The sequence below is a fragment of the Microbacterium sp. CR_7 genome, from assembly GCF_041954755.1.
In the GTDB taxonomy this organism is placed as follows: domain Bacteria; phylum Actinomycetota; class Actinomycetes; order Actinomycetales; family Microbacteriaceae; genus Microbacterium.
The window spans coordinates 19446-39643 of record NZ_JAVAYF010000003.1; the positions used below are offsets into that span (position 1 = coordinate 19446).

Sequence of the window (20198 nt, forward strand, 5' to 3'; positions counted from 1 at the left end):
CGACTGCACGTTTCTCGGACGACCCGTGAGGAATCGTCCGAGAAACGTGCGAGTCTCCGAGAACCGGATGCCGCGGAGGGACGCGCGCTACTCGACTGTCACGATGGTCCGCACAGCCGAGTCGCCGTACTGCACGAGCCCGAGATAGCGGGTGCCGGTCTCGAGGCCGCTCCAGCTGAGGTCGTAGCTCGTCTTCTCGCCGCGGACGGCGGGAACGGGGTTCGGGTTCGCGGTGAACGCGCCCTCGCCCTCGGGCTGCACGGCGGCGTAGGTCATATCCCACGTCATCGGCGCCGAGGTCGCGTACACGTTCGCCACGACCAGGTAGGTGCCCGCGGTCGGGGCCTCGACGGTCACCTGCTCGTCGGCCGATCCGGTGGCCGACTGCCACCGCTCGTAGTACCGCAGGTCGTCGGGGCTCGCCACCCGGTACACGGTGAGGTCGAGGTCGCTTCCGGCGTCATCCGACGAGTCGAGGTCGAACCGGGCGAGCGTCGTCCCCTCGGGCACGTCGACGATCCACGACACGTCCTTGTTCTCGTCTCCCGATGACTCGTCGCCGGAGTGACCGGTGACCCGCCCGTCGGGGTCTTCCAGCAGCGTGAACGGCGTGAGACCCGACAGACGGAGAGCGAGGTCGCCGTCGACACCCGGAGTGATCTCCACCGTGGTCGATCCGTCGACGCCCGTGCCCGACACCTCGGCCGGAGCATCCGCCGTGACCGGGAACACCGCGATCGGCGACCGCACCGTGTTCTTCTTGCTCGTCCAGGTCAACGACCCGGTCGCCCACTGCTCGACCGGCGCGCTCGCGTTGTCGAACGTGACCGTGTAGCTCGCGGTCTGGCCCGCTCGGTCGAACGTCAGCGTGGAGGGAGACACCGTGACGTTCACACCGGGCACGTCGGCGGATGCCGTGAACGTGCCCTTCTCGGTGGAGGTCACCGTGCGGGTGACGGTCTGCGCGCTCGCGAGCGATCCGATCGAGATCGACGCGACGTTCAGGTCGCTGCCGTCGATCGGGTCGCCCGGGAAGTCGGCGAGGCCCTTGCCCTCGAGGTACGCCGTCCAGTCGGCGACGTCGTTCAGGTACAGCAGACCCGGGTTGAAGTACCGCTTCGGGTCGACCTGTCCGGCGCCCTGCTGGAACGGGTCGCGGTTCGGCGATCCGTCGGCGTTCACCGTGTCGTACGCCGTGGTCATCATCGCGGACTTGATCTCGGCGGGCTTGGCGTTCGGCCGCTCGCCGAGGTACAGAGCTGCGAGGCCGGCGATGTGCGGAGACGCCATCGAGGTTCCGGAGAGGATGCCGAAGGTCGGCGCCTCGTCGGGGTCGTTGTTCGTCGCGGCGAGGATCGCCACACCGGGGGCGGCGATGTCGGGCTTCATGATGTCGCTGCCGTCGGCCAGCATCGGCCCGCGGCTCGAGAATCCGGCGATCTGCGGCACCGGGGTGGTGACGCCCGTCGTGTTCTCACCCACGAGCGAGATCGGACGATCGGCGCCGCCCTGCACGTAGGCGAGCACCGCCGCGCGGTACGCGGAGGCGAGGTGCACGGTCGGCACGGCGTGGAAGTCGTTGTCGAGCGAGTCGGATCCGCCCGGGACGTTGACGAGGACCATGCCGATGCCCCCGGCGTCCTTCACGACCTGCGACTTCTCGGCGCGCGCGTTGTTCCCTCGATCGCAGACGACGATGTGTCCGGCGGCCTTCGCGGCGTCGAGCGTGCCGGGAAGGCAGAGCGCGGCATCCGCACCGGACGCACCGGATGCCGGGATGTCGCCCGCGTACACCGACGGGCCGGTCACGGTCTGGCCGAACGGCACGCTGACCGAGGCTCCCGCCTGCGCGAAGCCGTCGAACTGCACCGTGCCCTCCCAGGTCGGGATGGTGGATGCCGCGACGGTCGTGTACCAGGGCGAGGCGTGGTCGGCGGTCACCGGGTCTGGTCCGTCGTTGCCCGCGCTCGTCGCGACGAAGACGCCGGCCGCGGCCGCGTTGAAGAACGCGATGTCTTCGGGGGCGAGGACGGTGGATGCCGCGCCGCCGCCGATCGAGTAGTTGATGACGTCGACGCCGTCGGCGACGGCCTGGTCGATCGCGGCGATGAGGTCGCTGCCGGCGCAGATGTCGTCGGTCGTGACCGCGGGGTCGGGGCCGACGTAGCAGGCCTTGTAGGCGGAGACCTTCGCCCCGGGTGCGACACCCGAGATGGTGCCGAGGTCGACGCCCTCGACGGTCGCCTTCACCTTGAAGTTGCCGGCCGCGGTGCTCGCGGTGTGCGAGCCGTGTCCGTCGCCGTCGCGCGGCGAGAGGTAGTCGTACTGGAAGTCGAATCCGGCGGCGGCAGCGCCCGAGGAGAAGTACTGAGCGCCGATCAGCTTGCTGTTGTAGTCGCTCTTGTCCCACCCCTGACCTTCGACCATCGTGGCCTGGAAGCGCCCGCCGTCGGACTTGTCGAAGTAGACGGTGGTGCCGTCGGTGTAGGGCTGACTGCCCTTGTGGCGGTTCTTGTCCTTCTTCTGCTGCTTGAGCTTCTTGCCCTCGAACGACGGATGCTCGGGCGCGATGCCCGTGTCGATCACGCCGACCACGACGCCTTCGCCGGCCTTGTCGACGCCGCCGGTCTGCTGCCAGACGCCGCCCTTGCCCTTCTTGTCGTCGCCGAGTCCGAGGAAGCTGGTGGAGGACTGCGCGTCGGGGTGGCGGATGAAGTCCGGATACACGCCGTACACGTCCTTCGACGCGCGGAGCTTGTCGACCTGCTCGCCCGAGAGCTGCGCGCTGAAGCCGTTGAGCACGACCTGGTAGGTCGTGTCGGGGGTGACCCCGACCTCCTGGGCGAGCGTCTGCTGTTCGGTCTCGAGGTGCTCGACGTAGCGGAGGGACTCCTGCGATTCCGGCTCGAGCTGCTCGCCTTCCGCGGGCTTCGTGGCCTGGATGCCGTCGACTCCGCCTTCGTAGCTGGCGAGCGGATCGGCCTTCATCACGACGATGTACTGACCGGGCGTCCCCTCGATCGGGGTGGGTGCGTTCACCTCCTCGACGCCTGCGTATCCTGCGGTTGCCGTCGACGCGACGAACAGCGCGGCCAGGCTTGTGGCCGCCGCCATCCGGAGGGGTGTTCGACCCATGTGTGTCTCTCCGATGATCCCGGCGTGACCTCGTTGCCGCGCCGCGGATCAAAGTAGCCCGAGCATCCGCCGGGTGACCAGGCTCGACGAGGAAACCTAGACGAAAGACCAGTACGTCATTTCCTGTCGCTCTCCACGGGTGAGAGCCGCTCCGGCGAGTGCACGCGCGCGAGGAACTTCGCCGTGCGCGGCGACGGTCCGCGCGGGTCGAGCACCGACACGACGACCGTGACCGCGGCCGCCAGCGGGATCGTCCAGGCGGCGGGCTGAGCGAGGTACGGAGCGGCGACGCCCACTCCGCCGATCGCCGCGTGCACGACCAGGGCGAGGCCCGCTGCGAGGCCGCCGGACAGCATCCCCGCGACCGCCCCGCGGGCCGTGAGGCCGCGCCACCACACGCCCAGGAGGATCACCGGAGAGAGCGTCGACGCGGCGATCACGAACACGATTCCGACGCTCGATCCGAGTCCCGCCGGCGCGGTGAGAAGCGCGACCGCGAGCGGGACGAGTGCGCACAGCACGGCCGACAGACGGAAGGAGCGCACGGATCCGGAGAAGACGTCCTGGCTCACGACGCCCGCGAGCGAGACCACGAGTCCGGCCGAGGTCGCGAGGAACGCCGCGAACGCACCGGCGACGATGAGTGCCGTGAGCAGCTCGCCCGCGATGCCGGGGAACACTCGCGACGGCAAGAGCAGCACGACCGTATCGGCGACGCCCGGCACCGCGAGGTCGGGAGCCGCGACGCGCGCCAGCAGACCCATCGTGCTCGACACGGCGTAGAACGCGCTCACCATGCCGATGACGATCACGGTGGTTCGGCGCGCCGAGACCCCGGTCGGACTCGTGTAGAACCGCACGAGCACGTGCGGCAGACCCATGGTCCCGAGCAGGAGGGCGAGAAGTAGGGATGCCGTCTCGTACGCGTCGAACCCCGAGGGGCCGGCCTCGGCGGGGAACACCAACGCGGGGTCGAAATCGTGCGGCCCGCCGCTCAGCGCGAACGCGATGCACACCACCGGCACGAGCAGAGCCGTGAGCTTGAGCCAGTACTGGAACGCCTGCACGTAGGTGATCGCGCGCATCCCTCCGGCCGCCACTGCCGCCGCGACGAGCACGGCGACGAGCACAGCTCCGACCCACTCGGGCAGCCCGGCGACGACGAGCAGCGTGATGCCGGCGCCGTGCAGCTGCGGCACGATGTACAGCCAGCCGATCACGAGCACCGCGATGCTGGTGACACGGCGGGCGGTCGTCGATTCCAGTCGCGCCTCCAGGAAATCGGGGATCGTGTACGCGCCGCTGCGACGCAGCGGCGCCGCGACGAACACGAGCACCAGAAGGTAGCCGGCCGCGTATCCGATCGGGAACCAGAACCCCCGCGCGCCGTCGAGCAGGACGAGTCCGGAGAGTCCGAGGAACGTGCCAGCCGAGAGATACTCCCCGCTGATCGCCGAGGCGTTCCACACCGGGCGCACCGTGCGCGAGGCGACGAAGAAATCGCCCGTGGTGCGCGAGATACGCAGCCCGTAGACGCCGATGAGCAGCGTCGCGACTACGACGAGCGCGATGCCGACGAGGTCGAGGACGGCGTTCACTCGCGGTCCCGCAGCGCACGGAACCGGCGTTCGTTGCGCGCGGCCGTGCGCACGTACAGCACCGCGAACACGAGGATGATCGGGTAGAACGCGTACGCCTGCAGCAGCCACGACAGCGGCAGCCCCCACACCACGAGCTGATCGAACTCGGGAATCAGGGCGATCGCGAGCGTCAGAGCGATCACCACGAGCACGAAGCCCGCGACAGTGCCGAGGGCGAGCCGCAGCTGGCTGCGCATGAGCGCGCGCGTGAACACGGCATCCGCTTCGTCGACCGGCGAGCCGGGCAGGGCGATGCCGCGCGTCAGCGGCGCTGGGCGTCGCGTCGGCGCATCGGCGGTGACGCGCACGCGCTTCGGCGTCTCGGTCACGGCGCCCCCTCGACGCGCAGGAGGGCATCGCGCACCGTCGCGACGAGGCGTCGGCTCACGGGCAGCACCGCGGCATCCACGACGACCGCCGGTTCCGACCCCGACAGGCGCGCCTCCGTCACGGCGGCCGCGCGGACGAGGGTGGAGCGATGGATGCGCAGGAACCCGGCATCCTCCCATCGGGTCTCGAGCTCGGAGATCGGGATGCGGACGAGGTGCCCGCCGTCCGCGGTGTGCAGGCGCGAGTAATCGCCCTGGGCCTGCACCCAGCGCACCTCGCTGCGCCGCACGAACCGCACGGTCGAGCCGATCGTCACCGGCAGCGTCTCGTCGTCGCCCGGCACGGCGAACCCGCCGAGCTCGATCACGCGATCGACGGCCTGCCGCAGCCGCTCGACCCGCACCGGCTTCAGCAGGTAGTCCGCCGCGCGCAGCTCGAACGCCTCGACCGCGCGGGCCTCGTCGGCGGTGACGAACACGACGGCCGGCGGCGCGGCGAGGGCGAGCAGGGATCGGGCGAGGTCGGTGCCGAGCAGACCGGGCATGTGGATATCGAGGAACGCGATGCGCACACGGTGCTGCGACAGCATCCGCAGCGCCTCGGCACCTGACGTCGCCGTGAGCACGTCGCCGATCCGCGGGTCGAGGCGCAGCAGGTGCACCAGTTCGTCGAGCGCCGGCTTCTCGTCGTCGGCGACGACGACGTCGATCGTGCCTGCGTCGGTCATCGAGTCAATCGCCTTCGGGATCGTGCTGCGGCTGCGACTTGGGCACCCGCATGCGCACCAGGGTACCCGCGCCGGTGTTCGTCTCGACGACGAGGCCGCCCTCGGGTCCGTACAGCTGACGCAGGCGGGTGTCGACGTTGCGCAGGCCCACGTGCGACCCGTCGTCGGCGGCCGTGAGTGTGGCGCGGAGCGCGTCCGGGTCCATCCCGACGCCGTCGTCCTCGACGGTGACCTCGGTGTGCGTGCCGTCGTCGCGCGAGACGATGCGGATCTCGCCCCCGCCCTCACCGGGTTCGACGCCGTGGCGCACGGCGTTCTCGACCAGTGGCTGCACGGAGAGGAAAGGGATGACGGTCGACAGCGTCTCCGGCGCGATCTGCAGGGTCACGCGCAAGCGCTCTCCGAACCGTGCGCGCTCCAGTTCGAGGAAGGAGCGGATGCTGCCGAGCTCCTCCGCGAGCGTCGTGAACTCCCCCTGCCGGCGGAACGAGTACCGCGTGAAGTCGGCGAACTCGAGCACGAGGTCGCGCGCCCGTAGCGGGTCGGTGTGGATGAACGACGCGATCGCGGTGAGGGAGTTGTAGATGAAGTGCGGCGAGATCTGCGCCCGCAGCGACCGCAGCTCGGCCTCGGCCAGCTGCGTGCGCGACGCATCGAGGCTGCCGAGCTCGACCTGCGCGGCGCACCAGTCGGCGACCTCTTCCGCCGCGCGCACGAGCGCTGCACCGACCGGGGCCGCGAACGCCACGACGGCGCCGATGACCTGCCCGTCGACGACGATCGGTGCGCCCACCGCTTCGAGGGCGTCGGTGTGCCCGTCGGGCGACCGGAAGACCTGTCGACGCCCCGAGGACCGCACGTGCTGGGCGATGCGCACGGCCGACGACTCCAGCCCGTCGGACGGTCCGTCGAACGACAGCGCATCGTCGTCGCCGACGATCGCCACCGCCGCACTGCCGAGCAGCACCCGAAGGTGCCGGGCCGCCTTGACCACGTCGGGACCGGTCAGCCCCGCGCGGAGGTGCGGCGCTGCGAGGCTCGCCTGATGCAGGGCCTGCAGCGCGGCCCGCTCGGCATCGCTGCCGAGGTCGGCCGATCCTCGCGCCAAGCGCCTCGCGAGCAGGAGCAGCACCGTGAGCACGACGCCGCCGACCGCGCCCAGGACCGCGGCGAGGACGACGTCGTTCATGCCCTCAGCCTAGGCATACGGCATCCGCATCCCATCGGCATCCGGCATCCGGACTTCTCCTGCTCTGCGCCGAGACCCACCACGCGCGCCCAGGCCCACCACCGGCGACGTTCGGGGTGGTGGGTTTCGGCGCGGGTGGTGGGTCTCGGCGTGGGTGCAGGGACGTGCACGGCGGGCGAGGCACGGGATCGCTCGTCGGCGGGTCAGCAGCAGCGGGCACCGGGGTTGCGGTCCTGGTCGTCCATGCGCTGCCGCCAGAACTGCCGCTCGGTCAGCGGTTCCTCGTCGGAGTGGTGGCGACGGTGATGGGCGACGTAGGTCGCGTAGGCGGTGTCGCCCATGAGCGTCGTCATGTACCAGCGGATGCCGCGGCCCACCCGCCCCGCGGTACACCAGAGTGCCCGCAGGGCGGTGGCCGCAGCATCCGTCCGATTCATCGTGTCGGTCATCTCACGCGCCGTTCAGTGCGTCGATGCCCTGCGCTCGTCGGCGAGGATCGGCTCCCACTGCTTCTCGAGCTCGCGCTCCTCAGCGGTCGGGAGGAAGCCCGCGGGGGCGTAACGGCGCGACGCGACCGGAGCGTCTTCGCTGTTCTCCCCTCCGCCGTTGCGGATCGCCTTGATGGTCGCCACGACCGCCGCGATCATGACGACGATCGCGAGCGTGACGAAGATGATCGACAGCGTGCCCTGCACCGCGGTGTTGCGGATGACGGCCTCCAGCACCTTCGGCTCGCCGAGCGACGTGTCGCCCGAGCTCAACGCCTCGCGGTAGCGGAAGTGGTTCGCCCAGTAGCCGATCGCCGGGACCGGGGACAGGATCTTGTACAGCGACGCCGTGATCGTGACGACGGCCGTGAACGCGAGCGGCAGGCCGATGATCCACAGCCACTTGACGTACGACCGTCCGCGCTTCGCGACGATCGCGAGCACCACGGCGAGCGCGATCGCGGCGAGCAGCTGGTTCGCGATGCCGAACAGCGGGAAGAACGTGTTGATGCCGCCGAGCGGATCGGTGACGCCGAGGATGAGGATCGCTCCCCAACCGGCCACCATGATCGCGGTGCAGATCCACACGCCGGGACGCCACGAGACGTCGCGGAACTTGGGGAACCACGCGCCGATCGAGTCCTGCAGCATGAAGCGTGCGACGCGGGTGCCGGCATCCACCGCGGTGAGGATGAACAGCGCCTCGAACATGATCGCGAAGTGGTACCAGAACGCCATCAGCGCCTGACCGCCGAGGGCCTGCTGCATGATGTGCGCGAGCCCGAGGGCGAGGGTCGGGGCGCCGCCGGTGCGCGACACGATCGATTCCTCGCCGACCGCCGCGGCCGTCCCCGTGAGCATGTCGGGTGTGAGGTTCACTCCCGTCAGGCCGAGGGAGTTGACGAAGGCGACGGCTCCCTCGACGGTGCCGCCGGTCGCCGCGGACGGCGCGTTCATCGCGAAGTAGATTCCCTGGTCGATCGAGATCGCGGCGACGAGCGCCATGATCGCGACGAACGACTCCATGAGCATGCCGCCGTAGCCGATGAAGCGCGTCTGGCGCTCCTTCTCCACCAGCTTCGGAGTGGTGCCCGAGGCGATCAGCGCGTGGAAACCCGACAGGGCGCCGCACGCGATCGTCACGAACAGGAAGGGGAAGAGCGGACCGGCGAACACCGGCCCCATGCCGTTCTCGCCGAAGATGCTGACGGCGGGGACCGAGATCTCCGGACGCACGAGCACGATCGCACCGGCGAGCATCACGATCACGCCGATCTTCATGAACGTCGACAGGTAGTCGCGCGGGGCGAGCAGCAGCCAGACGGGGAGCACCGCGGCGATGAAGCCGTAGATGATGATGCCCCAGGCGATGGTGGTGCGGTCGAGGTGGAAGATCGCCTGACCCCACTCGGTGCCGGCGACCCAGCCGCCCGCGATGATCGCGGCCATGAGCAGCACGAAGCCGATGATCGAGACCTCGGTGACCTTGCCCGGGCGCAGGAAGCGCAGGTACACGCCCATGAACAGGGCGATCGGGATGGTCATCGCGACCGAGAACACACCCCACGGGCTCTCGCCGAGCGCGTTCACCACGACGAGGGCGAGGATCGCGACGATGATCAGCATGATGAGCAGGGATGCCACGATCGCAGCCGTGCCGCCGATCCTTCCCAGCTCCTGACGCGCCATCTGGCCGATCGTGCGGCCACCGCGGCGCATCGAGAAGAACAGCACCGTGTAGTCCTGGACGGCTCCGGCGAGCACGACGCCGACGATGATCCAGATCGTTCCGGGCAGGTAGCCCATCTGCGCGGCGAGCACGGGGCCGACGAGCGGGCCGGCGCCGGCGATGGCGGCGAAGTGGTGACCGTAGAGCACGCGGCGGTCGGTGGGGACGTAGTCCTTGCCGTCCTGCTTCACCTCGGCGGGCGTGGCCCGACGGTCGTCGGGGCGTGTGATGTAGCGCTCGATGACCTTCGAGTAGAAGCGGTAGCCGATCAGGTACGTGCACACGGCCGCGAACACGAACCAGATCGCGTTCACGGTCTCGCCGCGGACGATGGCGAGCATCACCCAGGCCACGCCGCCGAGCAGGGCGATGGCGGTCCAGAGCAGGATCTTCGGCAGAGTCCAGCGGTTCGCGCGCTCGTGGTGCTCGTCAGTCAGGGCGACCGGCGGCAGCTTCGGGTCGGTGACGATCACGGGATCGTCGTCGGTGGTCGCGGCGCCGCGGCTGTGCGGCGAGGATGCGGTCATGGGGGTTCTCCTCGGGATGCGCGTCATTGCGTTCATCCACGGTAGGGATCGTCGGCGGTCGAACGGATGGCGGCGGCCCGATCGTGCGACGAGCGGCGCCGACCGTGCGACGAACGGATGCCGAGTGGCGGTACCGCCCCGGTTTTGCACGGCGGCTCGCGGCCTTGGCGGCATCCCTCCGCAAGTAGTCTGGAGAGGTGGCCCGCACCCCTCTCCTGTCGACGCGCGTGCTGCTCGTCTGCGCCGCGATCGGCGTCGCCACCGGCATCCTCGGCGGCATCGCCGGCCTCATCACACCGGGCGTTCTGATCCTCACGCCCTACCTCTACGGCCTCGTGCTCGGGTCTCATGTGCTGCCCGGCATCATCGCTCAGGAGGTGCTGCGCCGGCCGCTCGTCGCGCTCGTCACGCACGTGATCGCCGCGCTCATCTCGAGTGCGTTCAACCCCGCGTGGGCGCTGCGCTTCATCGGCACGGCGCTGCTGTTCGGCGCGATCCAGGAGGGCATCGCCGCATTGACGCGCTACCGGGCCTGGGGCGCGTGGCGGTTCTTCCTCTCGGCGGGCGTGATCGGCATCCTCGTCGCCGTGGTCGTGTTCTTCGCCGCGCACCTCGGAGCCCTGCCGCTGTGGGCGCAGATCGCGTACCTCGTGGTGTCGGTGCTCGGTCCGGTGGCGTGGACCGCGGTCGGGCTCGCGATCGGCACGGCGCTGAGTCGGGCGGGCGTCGCGCGGCGCTGACCTCGCGCGGCATCCCCATCTCTGTGTCGAGACCCACCACCCGCGCCCAGACCCACCAGCCGCGACGTCGGTGGCGGTGGGTTCCGACGCGCGTGGTGGGTCTCGGCGTCAGGGGGCCGGCATGCGCGGCATCGCGAGTCAGGTAAGGCTCGGCTAAGTTGGAGGGGTACCGACCCGCGATCCGAGGGATGCCGTGCGCTCTTCCGCACCCCTGCTCCGCGTGTGCGATCTTTCGATCACGCACGCCGATGCGGCGCGCCCTTCTCCCGCCGACGTGACGTTCGACATCCGTCCCGGCGAGGTCGTGCTGCTGCTCGGCCCCTCGGGATCGGGCAAGTCGACGCTCACCCTCGCCCTCAACGGTCTGATCCCCCACGCGGTGCCGGCGACCATGACCGGCCAGGTGATCGCCGGCGAGCTCGACACCGCTGACGCGCTGACGGCGACGCTCAGCACCCACGTCGCGATGGTGTTCCAGGATCCCGACGCGCAGATCGTGACCGGCACCGTGTACGACGAGGTCGCCTTCGGACCGGAGAACCTGCTGCTGCCGCTCGATGAGGTGCGCACGCGCACGGAGGCTGCGCTGCGGCGCGTCGGACTGTGGGAGCGGCGCGACGAGAACCCCGACCGGCTGTCGGGCGGCGGACGCCAGCGTCTCGCGATCGGCTGCGCCCTGGCGATGGGATCGCCGCTCGTCGTGCTCGACGAACCCACCGCGAACCTCGACCCGCAGGGCATCGATGACGTGTACGCCGCACTCGCCGACGTCGTCGCGGCGGGCGACCGGGCGATCCTGCTCGTGGAGCACAGCCTCGACGCGGCCCTGTCGTTCGTCACCCGGACCGTCGTGCTCGACCGCTCGGGCCGCGTGGCGTTCGATGGAGCGCCCGCCGAGGTCATCCGCGAACACGTCGACGAGCTCGTCGCGATGGGCGTGTGGCTTCCGGCCGCCACGATCGCCGCGCTCAGGATGCGGGATGCCGGTGCCACGCTGGATCCGCTGCCGCTGACGCCGGATGAACTCGCCACGGCCCTCGCTGCGGGCGGGCCGTCTCCCGGGTCGTCGAGCGAGGAGCGCAGCGACGAGACGAAACGCGGCAAGACTCCCGGAACACCCCACCGCGCTTCGTCTCGCTCCGCTCGCTCAACGACCGAGGAGCAGCCGATCGTCCGCGCACGCGGGCTGACCGTCCGGCGCGGGAGGACCGAGATCCTGCACGGAATCGACCTCGACATCGCACGCGGCACCTTCACGGCGATCGTCGGCACCAACGGCGCGGGCAAGACGACGCTCCTGCAGGCGCTCGCCGGTGTCGTGCCTCCCCCGAAGCGCCAGGTGATCGTCGACGGCGTCGACCCCGGTGCGGCAGCTCCGCGCGACCTCGCGAGCCGGATCGGCTTCGTCTTCCAGAACCCCGAGCACCAGTTCATCGCCCACACCGTGTTCGACGAGCTCGCGCACGGGCTGCGGCTGCGGCGCGTTCCGGATGCCGAGATCACCGAGCGCGTGCAGTCGATGCTCGCGCGTTTCGGCCTCGAGGAGAAGGCGGACGTGCACCCCTTCCTGCTCTCCGGCGGCGAGAAGCGCCGTCTCTCGGTCGGAACGGCGTTGATCACCCGACCCGGCGTGCTGGCTCTCGACGAGCCGACGTTCGGGCAGGATCGCGCGAGGGCCGCCGAGCTGCTGACGCTGCTCCACGATCTCCGCACAGAGGGCACCACGATCCTCATCGTGACCCACGACCTGCAGCTCGTGGCCGAGCACTCGACGCACACCCTGATCCTGCGTGCAGGACGCGTGCACGCGGCCGGCACCACCGCCGACCTCTTCCGCAACGAGCGGACGTTCACGGACGCCGGGCTGCGGCTCCCTCCCCTGCAGCGCGTGCTCGCGGCATCCGGGTGGGCGATCGCATGACCCTGATCGTCGATCCGTATGCAGCCCTGGCGCAGACCTCACGTCGCCAGTTCCTGTACGCGCTCAATCCGCTCGCAAAGATCGCGGGCGTCGTCCCGGCGATGGTGCTGCTGATCTTCGTGCGGGATCTCGCGACTCCCGCCGCGTTCCTTGTGCTCGCGATGGCGGTGATCGCGGTCGGCGCACGGCTCACGGCGCGCACGGCGGCGCTGCTCTTCGGAGCGCTGCCGCTCGGCATCCTCGCGATCGGCGTCGGCTTCTCGCTGTGGGTGGATGCCTCTCTCGTTGCCGACACCCCCGCGGTGGTGCAGATCGGGGCATGGACCCTCCACCAGGGCGCCCTCGCGATCGGCTTCGCGACCGGACTGCGGCTGGGCGCGATCATCGCCCTCGCGCTGATCGGCGGGCTCACGACGACCGGCCCCGACCTCGTACGCGCGAGCGTGCAGCAGCTGCGGGTCCCCTATCGCATCGGATACACGGCGCTCGCGGCGTTCCGGTTCGTGCCCCGCTTCGGATACGAGCTGTCGGTCATCCGCGCCGCCCACCGGGTGCGCGGTCACCACGGCGGCAGCGGCCCGTTCGCCCGGGTCGCCCGCGGCTGGGGGTACATCGTGCCACTGCTGGCTGGCGCCATCCGCCACGCCGAACGCGTCGCCCTCGCGATGGATTCCCGCGCCTTCGGCGCCCACCCGACCCGCACCGAACGACACCTGGTGCCGTTCCGCGCACGCGACACCGTGTTCGTCGTCCTGTGCCTCGTCATCTCCGCCGCGGTGTTCGCGGCGTTCTTCCCCTGGCAGCTGCCCTGAAAGGCGTACCCATGGCATACAGCAAGCTCGTGAAGCCCGAGTCGTCCGAGCTCCTGCACCTCACCGTGCTCCGCACCGAGCGCCTCGCCCCGCACTGGATCCGCGTCACGCTCGGCGGCGGCGAGATCGCGAAGTTCCGCCCGATGGGCTTCGACCAGTGGTTCCGCCTGTTCCTCCCGATCGGAGGGGATGCCGGTCTCGACCGCGTGCCCGCCAAGGCAAACAAGATGTTCGGGTACCTCAAGTTCCTGCGCATCCCCGACGGCGAGCGACCCGTGATGCGCAACTACACGGTGCGTGCGTACCGACCCGCGACCGGCGACACCGGTGCCGAGATCGACGTGGACTTCGTGCTGCACGGCTCCGCGGCAGACGGGACGGCCGGCCCGGCATCGCGCTGGGCCGAGACCTGCGCGCCGGGCGAGAACGTCCTCATCATCGACGAGGGCCTGACCTTCAACCCGCAGCGCGGAACGGAGCGGGTCGTGCTCATCGGCGACGAGACGGCGCTGCCCGCCATCGCGTCGATCTGCGCGTCGCTTCCCGAGGGCGCGACGGGCACGGCGATCATCGAGGTCCCCTCCGATGAGGACGCCCTCGACTTCCCGCACCCCGCGGGCATCGACGTCGTCTGGCTCACGCGCCCGCACGAGTTCCCGCCCGGATCGCGCGCACTCGCGCAGCTGCACGACCTCGCACTGCCGGAGGCTCCGTTCCACGTGTACGCCGCCGGAGAGCAGTCCCTCGCTTCGGGCGTCCGCAAGCACCTCGTCGGCGAGCGCGGCGTCGATAAGAACGCCGTGAGCTTCTGCGGGTATTGGAAAGTCGGCGCCGCGTCGCCTGCGTCCAAGGCGGCCCGGGATGCCGCGGCGGAGCCGCTCGCGTGAGCGGGACGGATACGACGCGCGGCGACAGGAACACCGGCAAGCGCCGCATCCCTACTGCCGTGCTGCTCACCTGCGCGGCGCTCGGCGTCGCCGGCGGCATCCTGCTCGCCCCCGCGAACTGGGTCTCGACGCTCCTGTTCGCCGGACTGCCCTTCGTGAGCGTCGCCCTCGCCGGCCTCTGGCTGCTGCCCTCGGTGATCGCCCTGCGGCTGCTGCGGCGTCCTTTCGTCGGGCTGCTCGTGGGCCTGCTGGCCGGCCTCGTCATCGTCCCCTTCTCGGGGTACGGCTTCAGCAGCGTCGCGACGAACCTGTGGTGGGCGGCGTTCACCGAACTGCCGTTCCTCTTCGTGCTCTGGCGATACTGGGGCACGTGGCTGCACTACGTGGGTGCGGTCGTCGTGAGCGTCGTCTATCCGATCCTCGCGTGGCAGTCGTTCGATCTCGGCAGCGTGACCGTCGGACTGCAGATCGCTTTCTTCACTCTCACTCTCGCGAGCTGCGTCGGCGCGACGGCGCTCGGCGTCCTCATCGCCGATCGTCTGCGTAGGGCCGGCGTCGGAGCGCGCGCGTCCCGCTGAGTCCGCGCTCCGCCGGGGAGGCGATCGCCGCTCGGGTCGCAGACAGAGGGTGCACCCCAGGCCGTCTCGCTGGGAATTCAGAGCGCCAGATGCAGGCGCATGGCCTCGTCGATCTCCGCGACGAGTTCGGCGGGTACCCACCCCACGGGTCTGACGATCCGGTCAACGGCGATCGTTCGGATCTGTTCCGCTTGCGCCTTCGAATCCCGGTCGAGACCGGTGGCCTCCGCGGGGAGCAGTACCTGAAACGGACGCACCCGAGCGACGTTCGACGTCAGCGGCACTATGGTCACCGTCGCCCGGGCCGACCGCGCAGCCGCACCGTTGGCGGTGTTGTTACTCACGAGGACCGCAGGTCGCGTCTTGCTCGCCTCCGAGCCCACCGCGGGATCGAGGGAGACGAGCAGAATCTGTCCTCGGCGCAGAAGCGGCAGCGCATCTGCGGTCATGCGCTGGCGAGTCCGTCCTCGTCGGCCACATCCCAGGCGTCATCGTAGTCCTCGGCGTATGCCTCGGCGTAAGCGTCAGCCAGTCGGCTCTCCCGCAGCAATCGCACGGCATCCTGCACCGCCGCTGAGCGCGAGGAGTACCGTCCACTCAGCGCCTCCAAGTCGAGGAACGCCACGTCCGCTGTGCTGAGACTGAGGCTGATCTTGGTGCTGCTCATGCCGACGATGCTACCCCGGTAGCAGTCCTTTTGCTACCCATCTCCCCACCGCAGGTGCTTTCACCGGTATTCAGCGGTACACGCAGAAGGGCCCCGGGCGAACCCGGGGCCCTTCTGCGTGAGTCAGCGCTTGCCGGCGATCTGCCGCCCGACGATCTCGCGCATGATCTCGTTCGTGCCGCCGTAGATGCGGTGCACCCGGGCGTCGAGGAACGCGCGGGCGATCGGGTACTCGGTGATGTAGCCGTAGCCGCCGTGCAGCTGCACTCCGGCGTCGAGCACCTCCCACTCGCGCTCCGTCGCCCAGAACTTGACCTTCGCGGCCTCCTCCGCCGAGAGCTTGCCCTTCGAGTAGGCGAGCAGCGCGCGGTCGATGTAGGCCCAGAGCGCGTCGACGGTCGTCGCCATGTCGGCGATCTGGAACCGGCTGTTCTGGAAGTCGATGATCCGCTCGCCGAACGCCTCGCGGTCCTTCGTGTAGGCGACGGTCCAGTCCAGCGCCGCCTGCGCGGCCGCCGCACCGGCGACGCCGATCGACAGGCGCTCGAGCGGCAGGTTCATCATCAGCTGGATGAAGCCCTTTCCCTCTTCGCCGCCGATGAGGTTCTCGTCGGGCACGAACACGTCGCTGAACGACAACTCGGCGGTGTCGTGACCCTGGAAGCCCATCTTGTGCAGCTTCTTGCCGTGGTCGAAGCCCTCCATGCCGTTCTCGATCAGCACCAGGCTGAACGCGTCCGGCCGGTTGCCCTCGCCGGTCTTCACGAACGTCACGACGAGGTCGGCCGTCGCCCCCGAGGAGATGAAGGTCTTCGCCCCGTTGACGATGTAGCCGCCGTCGGTCTTCTTCGCGGTCGTCTTGATGCCGCGGAGGTCGGAACCCGCACCCGGCTCGGTCATCGCGAGCGCGCCGATCACCTCGCCCGTGGCCATGCGCGGCAGCCACTTCTCCTTCTGCGCCTGCGTGCCCATGTGCACGAGGTACGGGACGGCCAGGTCGTCCTGGATGCCGAAGGCACCGGCGAGCGAACCCGCTCCGGCGGCGATGACCTCCTCGTTGACGATCGCGCGGAAGCGGTAGTCCTGCAGCATCCCCGCTCCGCCGAACTCCTCAGGAACCGAGAGTCCGATGATGCCGGCTTCTCCGGCGGCGAGCATGGTCGCGCGGTCGACCTCTCCGTCGGCGTCCCACTTCTCGATCGCCTCGTGCGTCACGTGGCGCTTGACGAAATCCTTGACGAGGTCGCGGAATGCCTCGTGATCCTCTTCGTAGATGTCGCGTTCCATGCCGTCCTCCCGAACGTCTCGTGCGTCGTTGCTCCGGCGATCATATGCCGGTACGACGGGGAGAAGACAGTGCGTTGTGAGAATGCATCCCACTTCCGGTGAGACTGGGTACCGCGATTGTCGGATGCCGCCAGGGCGGCCCCGAGCGGGGTCAGTGTGGGTACTCGGGCGCCGCCGGAAGGCCGAAGAACTCCTCGAGCGTGTGATAGCCGCCGTGATGGTAGGCCGCCGCGAGTTCGCGCCCCAGATAGCGCAGATGCCACGGCTCGGGTTTGTAGCCGGTGATCCCGCTGCCGACCTGCTCGTACCGCACGATGAACCCGTACTCCCAGGCGTTCTCCGCCACCCACGCGCCCTGGGGCGTCGCGCCAAAGGCATCGATCTCTCCGCACTCGGGGCTGCACGCCACGACGTCGAGCGCGAGTCCGGTCTGGTGCTCGCTGTGCCCGGCGCGGGCCGACGCGGCATCCGCTCCTGCCTGCCCGCTGTTGCGCACGTGAGACGCGTGCGTCGACACCTGCAGGTCGTACGAGCGGTAGCCGTTGTTCGCACCGATCTGACCCGCGCCCTCTGCGGCGGCTGCGGCGGCGAGCTCGCCGATTGCGGCAGAGACGTCGGTGCGGGCCTGGCCCGACGGAGTCGTCATCTCGAGGGGCATGTCGGCGAGCGACGCGGGCGCGAAGGTGACCGGATTCAGCGGTCGCGCCTTGTTCACGACGACCCACACGTGCGCCGGATCGTCGAGACCGATGCACGGCGCGTTGCCCGCCACGACCGCGTTGCGGAAGCTGGCCCCGCCTCCGAAGCCGGCGATGATGGCCGGGTCTTCGGCCACCGCGATCGCCTCGAGCACCGACGGCTCCGAGCACGGGTCGGCCGCCGTGGTCCCCCCGACCTGCACGGCCGGCACCTCGGCGACGACCACCGGCTCGGGCATCACCGTCTGCTGCTCGGCGGAGTCGGCGACGGGCGCGCCGGCGATCGACAGGAGAATGCCGACGGCGGTCACCGCGAGCCCGCCCGGCAGTGCTGGTCCGCGAATCGGGGAGCGCGGCGCCGCATGCCGAGGCTGCGGCGTGGAGGTCATCCCTCCATTGTGCCGCGCGCGGCGTGACGCCGCATGCCGAGACCCGATCGGTCTCGACCCCGTGCCGCCGTGATTCCGTAGGCTGAGTGCATGCACGCACGCGCCGCCGATCCCCGGATCTGCCCGACCTGCGGCGGAGCGCTCACCTTCGAGATCCTCGACGACGAGCGATTCCTCGTCGTGTGGTCGTGCGTGGAGTGCGGGGTGATCCGGGCGACCGAACCGCCGGGCTGACGTTCGTCTTTTTCTTCGAATCTCACTTGCCTTTCATTCGTCTTCATGTTCGAATGAGACTATGCGGTGGCAGGGACAGAAGGTCGGCGAGACGGATGCCGCTGCGCTGCCCGGTCTCGAAGATCGGTCGAGCATGCTGCGATCAGTGACGACGCCCGAGTTCGCCGGCATGACGTTCCACGAGGTGCTGTCGAAGTCGGCGCTCAACCACGTGCCCGGCGCTTCGCGCATGCCGTTCGCGTGGACGATCAACCCCTACCGAGGATGCAGCCATGCGTGCACTTACTGCGTCTCGCCCGACACGCTGATCCTGTGCGCCGACGGGAGGCAGCGCCCGTTGCGCGACCTGGAGGTCGGAGCGGCCATCATCGGCACCGAGCGGCAAGGCAATTACCGACGCTACGTCCGCACCACGATTCAGGCGAAGTGGACCACACGCAAGAAAGCCCACCGTGTGACTCTCGCCGATGGAACGAGCATCATCGCCAGCGGCGATCACCGCTTCCTCACCGAACGCGGCTGGAAGCACGTGACCGATGCCGAGGGCGGCCAGCGCCCACACCTCACGACCAGCAATCGACTGATGGGGTTCGGCGTGGGCGGTGCCCGTGCGATGACGGACCAGTCGTCGGAATCCTACCGACGCGGCTATCTCTCCGGAATGATCCGCGGAGACGGAATGATCTTCCATGGCACCTATCCGAGCGCGAAGCGCACGCGCGAGATCCACATGTTTCGACTCGCGTTGATCGACGACGAGGCACTGTCGCGCACTCGCGCCTTCCTCGAACAGGAAGGAGTGCCGACTCGAACACGTCCCTTCGCTGTCGCGACAGAGAAGCGCAGCGCCGCGAATGCGCTTCACACTGCGGCCCGCGGAGCCGTCGAGACGATCGAGTCGCTCATCACCCCACCGGAGGAAAGGGACCACGACTGGCACGCGGGATTCCTCGGCGGCATCTTCGACGCGGAGGGCAGCTGTTCGCGCGGGATACTTCGGATCTCCAATAAAGATGCCGAACTGCTCGCGTCCATCGAACGCGCGCTGTCGGTGTTCGGCATCCCCCACGTGACCGAGGCCCCCAGGTCGAACGGCGTTTCGACCGTGCGCGTCGTCGGCGGTCTGCCGAGCCGTCAGCGGTTCTTCACCGTCGCCACGCCGGCGATCAGCCGCAAACTGCTTCTCGAAGGCACGGCCGTCAAGAGCGTGGCCGACCTTCGCGTCGTGAGCATCGACCCCCTGCCCGGCGATCGAGATCTTCTCGACATCACGACGGGGACCGGCGACTTCATCGCGAACGGAGTCATCAGCCACAACTGTTTCGCCCGGGGCACGCACGAGTATCTCGACCTCGACGGCGGATCGGACTTCGATTCGCAGATCGTCGTGAAGACCAACGTCGTCGAGGTGCTACGGCGCGAGCTCCGCAAGGGGAGCTGGCAGCACGAGACCGTCGCACTCGGCACCAACACCGACCCCTATCAGCGCGCGGAGGGTCGGTACAAGCTGATGCCCGGAATCATCGAGGCGTTGGCGGAGTCGGGTACTCCGATCTCGATCCTCACCAAGGGCACGCTGATCCGTCGCGACATCCCGTTGCTGGTGAAGGCGGCGCAGCGTGTTCCGGTCGACGTGCAGATGTCGATCGCGATGTACGACGACGATCTGCAGAAGGCGATCGAACCGGGCGCCCCCACCACTCAGGCGAGGCTCGACACGGTCAAGGCACTCACGGATGCCGGATTCCCCGTCACCGTCTTCCTCATGCCGATCATGCCGCACATGACCGACTCGGTCGAAGCGATCGACACCGCGCTGAGACGGATCAAGGATGCCGGAGCGCGGCGCGTCATCTACGGCGCACTGCACCTGCGCCCCGGTGTGAAGCCCTGGTTCATGCAGTGGCTCGGCGAGGCACGGCCCGATCTCGTGTCGTCGTACCTCGGACTGTACCCCGGGGTGTCCGTCGAGGCGCCGAAGGGCTACCGCCAGTGGCTCGCCAAGCGCGCACGCCCGCTGATCCGCATGCACGGCCTCGACGGGCGCGACGAGAACGACTACCCCCGCCGCGGCACCCGCCCCGGGCAGGGGCACGTCGACTCGATCTGGAGTCAGAACGAGTCGCAGGGCGGCGCCCGGGCGACGACGTCCGTCGGCTTCCGGACGACCGGATCGAACGGGGAGGCCCCTGCACAGCCGATGCTCTTCTGACGCCCACT

18 protein-coding genes are annotated in these 20198 nt (G+C 69.5%); 7 read left to right on the forward strand and 11 right to left on the reverse strand.

Annotation, left to right across the window (positions count from 1 at the left end; translation table 11 throughout):
- Nucleotides 1-87: 87 nt before the first annotated feature.
- The 7 genes from RAC81_RS06190 to RAC81_RS06220 all read right to left on the reverse strand — a co-directional run bounded on the left by RAC81_RS06190 (nt 88) and on the right by RAC81_RS06220 (nt 9765).
- Nucleotides 88-3114 carry a S8 family peptidase gene (locus RAC81_RS06190; protein ID WP_375081534.1) on the reverse strand — a complete coding sequence of 1009 codons (3027 nt, stop codon included), beginning with the start codon at nt 3112-3114 and terminating at the stop codon, nt 88-90.
- A gap of 137 nt (nt 3115-3251) precedes the next feature.
- Nucleotides 3252-4733 carry a cation acetate symporter gene (locus RAC81_RS06195; protein ID WP_375081535.1) on the reverse strand — a complete coding sequence of 494 codons (1482 nt, stop codon included), beginning with the start codon at nt 4731-4733 and terminating at the stop codon, nt 3252-3254.
- Nucleotides 4730-5104 (reverse strand): heavy metal transporter, encoded by a 375-nt coding sequence (locus RAC81_RS06200; protein WP_375081536.1) that lies wholly within the window; start codon nt 5102-5104, stop codon nt 4730-4732. The genes RAC81_RS06195 and RAC81_RS06200 overlap by 4 nt, the downstream gene beginning before the upstream one ends.
- The gene (locus RAC81_RS06205) at nt 5101-5832 is read right to left on the reverse strand and encodes a LytR/AlgR family response regulator transcription factor (protein WP_375081537.1); all 732 of its coding nucleotides are present in this window, start codon (nt 5830-5832) and stop codon (nt 5101-5103) included. The genes RAC81_RS06200 and RAC81_RS06205 overlap by 4 nt, the downstream gene beginning before the upstream one ends.
- A gap of 4 nt (nt 5833-5836) precedes the next feature.
- A complete protein-coding gene (locus tag RAC81_RS06210) occupies nt 5837-7021 on the reverse strand; it encodes a sensor histidine kinase (protein WP_375081538.1) in 1185 nt (394 codons plus the stop codon).
- A 203-nt stretch (nt 7022-7224) separates the two neighbouring features.
- Nucleotides 7225-7470, reverse strand: a complete 246-nt coding sequence (locus tag RAC81_RS06215) for a YbdD/YjiX family protein (RefSeq protein WP_375081539.1) — start codon at nt 7468-7470, stop codon at nt 7225-7227.
- Between the two features lie 12 nt (nt 7471-7482).
- Nucleotides 7483-9765: a carbon starvation CstA family protein gene (locus tag RAC81_RS06220; RefSeq protein ID WP_375081540.1), complete on the reverse strand. Its 2283-nt coding sequence runs from the start codon at nt 9763-9765 to the stop codon at nt 7483-7485.
- 197 nt (nt 9766-9962) lie between these two features.
- On the opposite strand from RAC81_RS06220, the gene RAC81_RS06225 reads away from it, so the two are divergent.
- From RAC81_RS06225 to RAC81_RS06245, 5 genes are all read left to right on the forward strand, one after another.
- Nucleotides 9963-10505 carry an ECF transporter S component gene (locus RAC81_RS06225; protein ID WP_096716177.1) on the forward strand — a complete coding sequence of 181 codons (543 nt, stop codon included), beginning with the start codon at nt 9963-9965 and terminating at the stop codon, nt 10503-10505.
- 193 nt (nt 10506-10698) lie between these two features.
- Entirely contained in the window at nt 10699-12426 is a 1728-nt protein-coding gene (locus RAC81_RS06230; protein WP_375081541.1) for an ABC transporter ATP-binding protein, read from the forward strand.
- Nucleotides 12423-13238, forward strand: coding sequence for an energy-coupling factor transporter transmembrane component T (locus tag RAC81_RS06235; protein ID WP_375081542.1), 816 nt, complete (start codon nt 12423-12425; stop codon nt 13236-13238). Before RAC81_RS06230 ends, RAC81_RS06235 begins: the two co-directional genes overlap by 4 nt.
- 11 nt (nt 13239-13249) lie before the next feature.
- Nucleotides 13250-14125, forward strand: a complete 876-nt coding sequence (locus RAC81_RS06240; RefSeq protein ID WP_375081543.1) for a siderophore-interacting protein — start codon at nt 13250-13252, stop codon at nt 14123-14125.
- Entirely contained in the window at nt 14122-14703 is a 582-nt protein-coding gene (locus RAC81_RS06245; protein ID WP_375081544.1) for an ECF transporter S component, read from the forward strand. The genes RAC81_RS06240 and RAC81_RS06245 overlap by 4 nt, the downstream gene beginning before the upstream one ends.
- Nucleotides 14704-14780: 77 nt before the next feature.
- Here the strand turns inward: RAC81_RS06245 and RAC81_RS06250 are convergent, their stop codons facing one another.
- From RAC81_RS06250 to RAC81_RS06265, 4 genes are all read right to left on the reverse strand, one after another.
- Entirely contained in the window at nt 14781-15152 is a 372-nt protein-coding gene (locus tag RAC81_RS06250) for a type II toxin-antitoxin system PemK/MazF family toxin (protein WP_375081545.1), read from the reverse strand.
- A complete protein-coding gene (locus RAC81_RS06255) occupies nt 15149-15370 on the reverse strand; it encodes a ribbon-helix-helix domain-containing protein (protein WP_096716183.1) in 222 nt (73 codons plus the stop codon). Before RAC81_RS06255 ends, RAC81_RS06250 begins: the two co-directional genes overlap by 4 nt.
- 123 nt (nt 15371-15493) lie before the next feature.
- On the reverse strand, nt 15494-16657 hold the full coding sequence (locus RAC81_RS06260) for an acyl-CoA dehydrogenase family protein (RefSeq protein ID WP_375081546.1): 1164 nt from the start codon (nt 16655-16657) through the stop codon (nt 15494-15496).
- A gap of 151 nt (nt 16658-16808) precedes the next feature.
- Complete coding sequence (locus RAC81_RS06265; protein ID WP_375081547.1) at nt 16809-17744, reverse strand: M15 family metallopeptidase; 936 nt, start codon at nt 17742-17744, stop codon at nt 16809-16811.
- Nucleotides 17745-17834: 90 nt separating this feature from the next.
- Here RAC81_RS06265 and RAC81_RS06270 point away from each other — a divergent pair, with 90 nt between their 5' ends.
- Together RAC81_RS06270 and RAC81_RS06275 are read left to right on the forward strand one after the other, a co-directional pair.
- Nucleotides 17835-17978 (forward strand): hypothetical protein, encoded by a 144-nt coding sequence (locus RAC81_RS06270; protein WP_375081548.1) that lies wholly within the window; start codon nt 17835-17837, stop codon nt 17976-17978.
- Between the two features lie 61 nt (nt 17979-18039).
- Nucleotides 18040-20190, forward strand: a complete 2151-nt coding sequence (locus RAC81_RS06275; RefSeq protein WP_375081549.1) for an intein-containing Rv2578c family radical SAM protein — start codon at nt 18040-18042, stop codon at nt 20188-20190.
- The last annotated feature ends 8 nt before the right edge of the window (nt 20191-20198 follow it).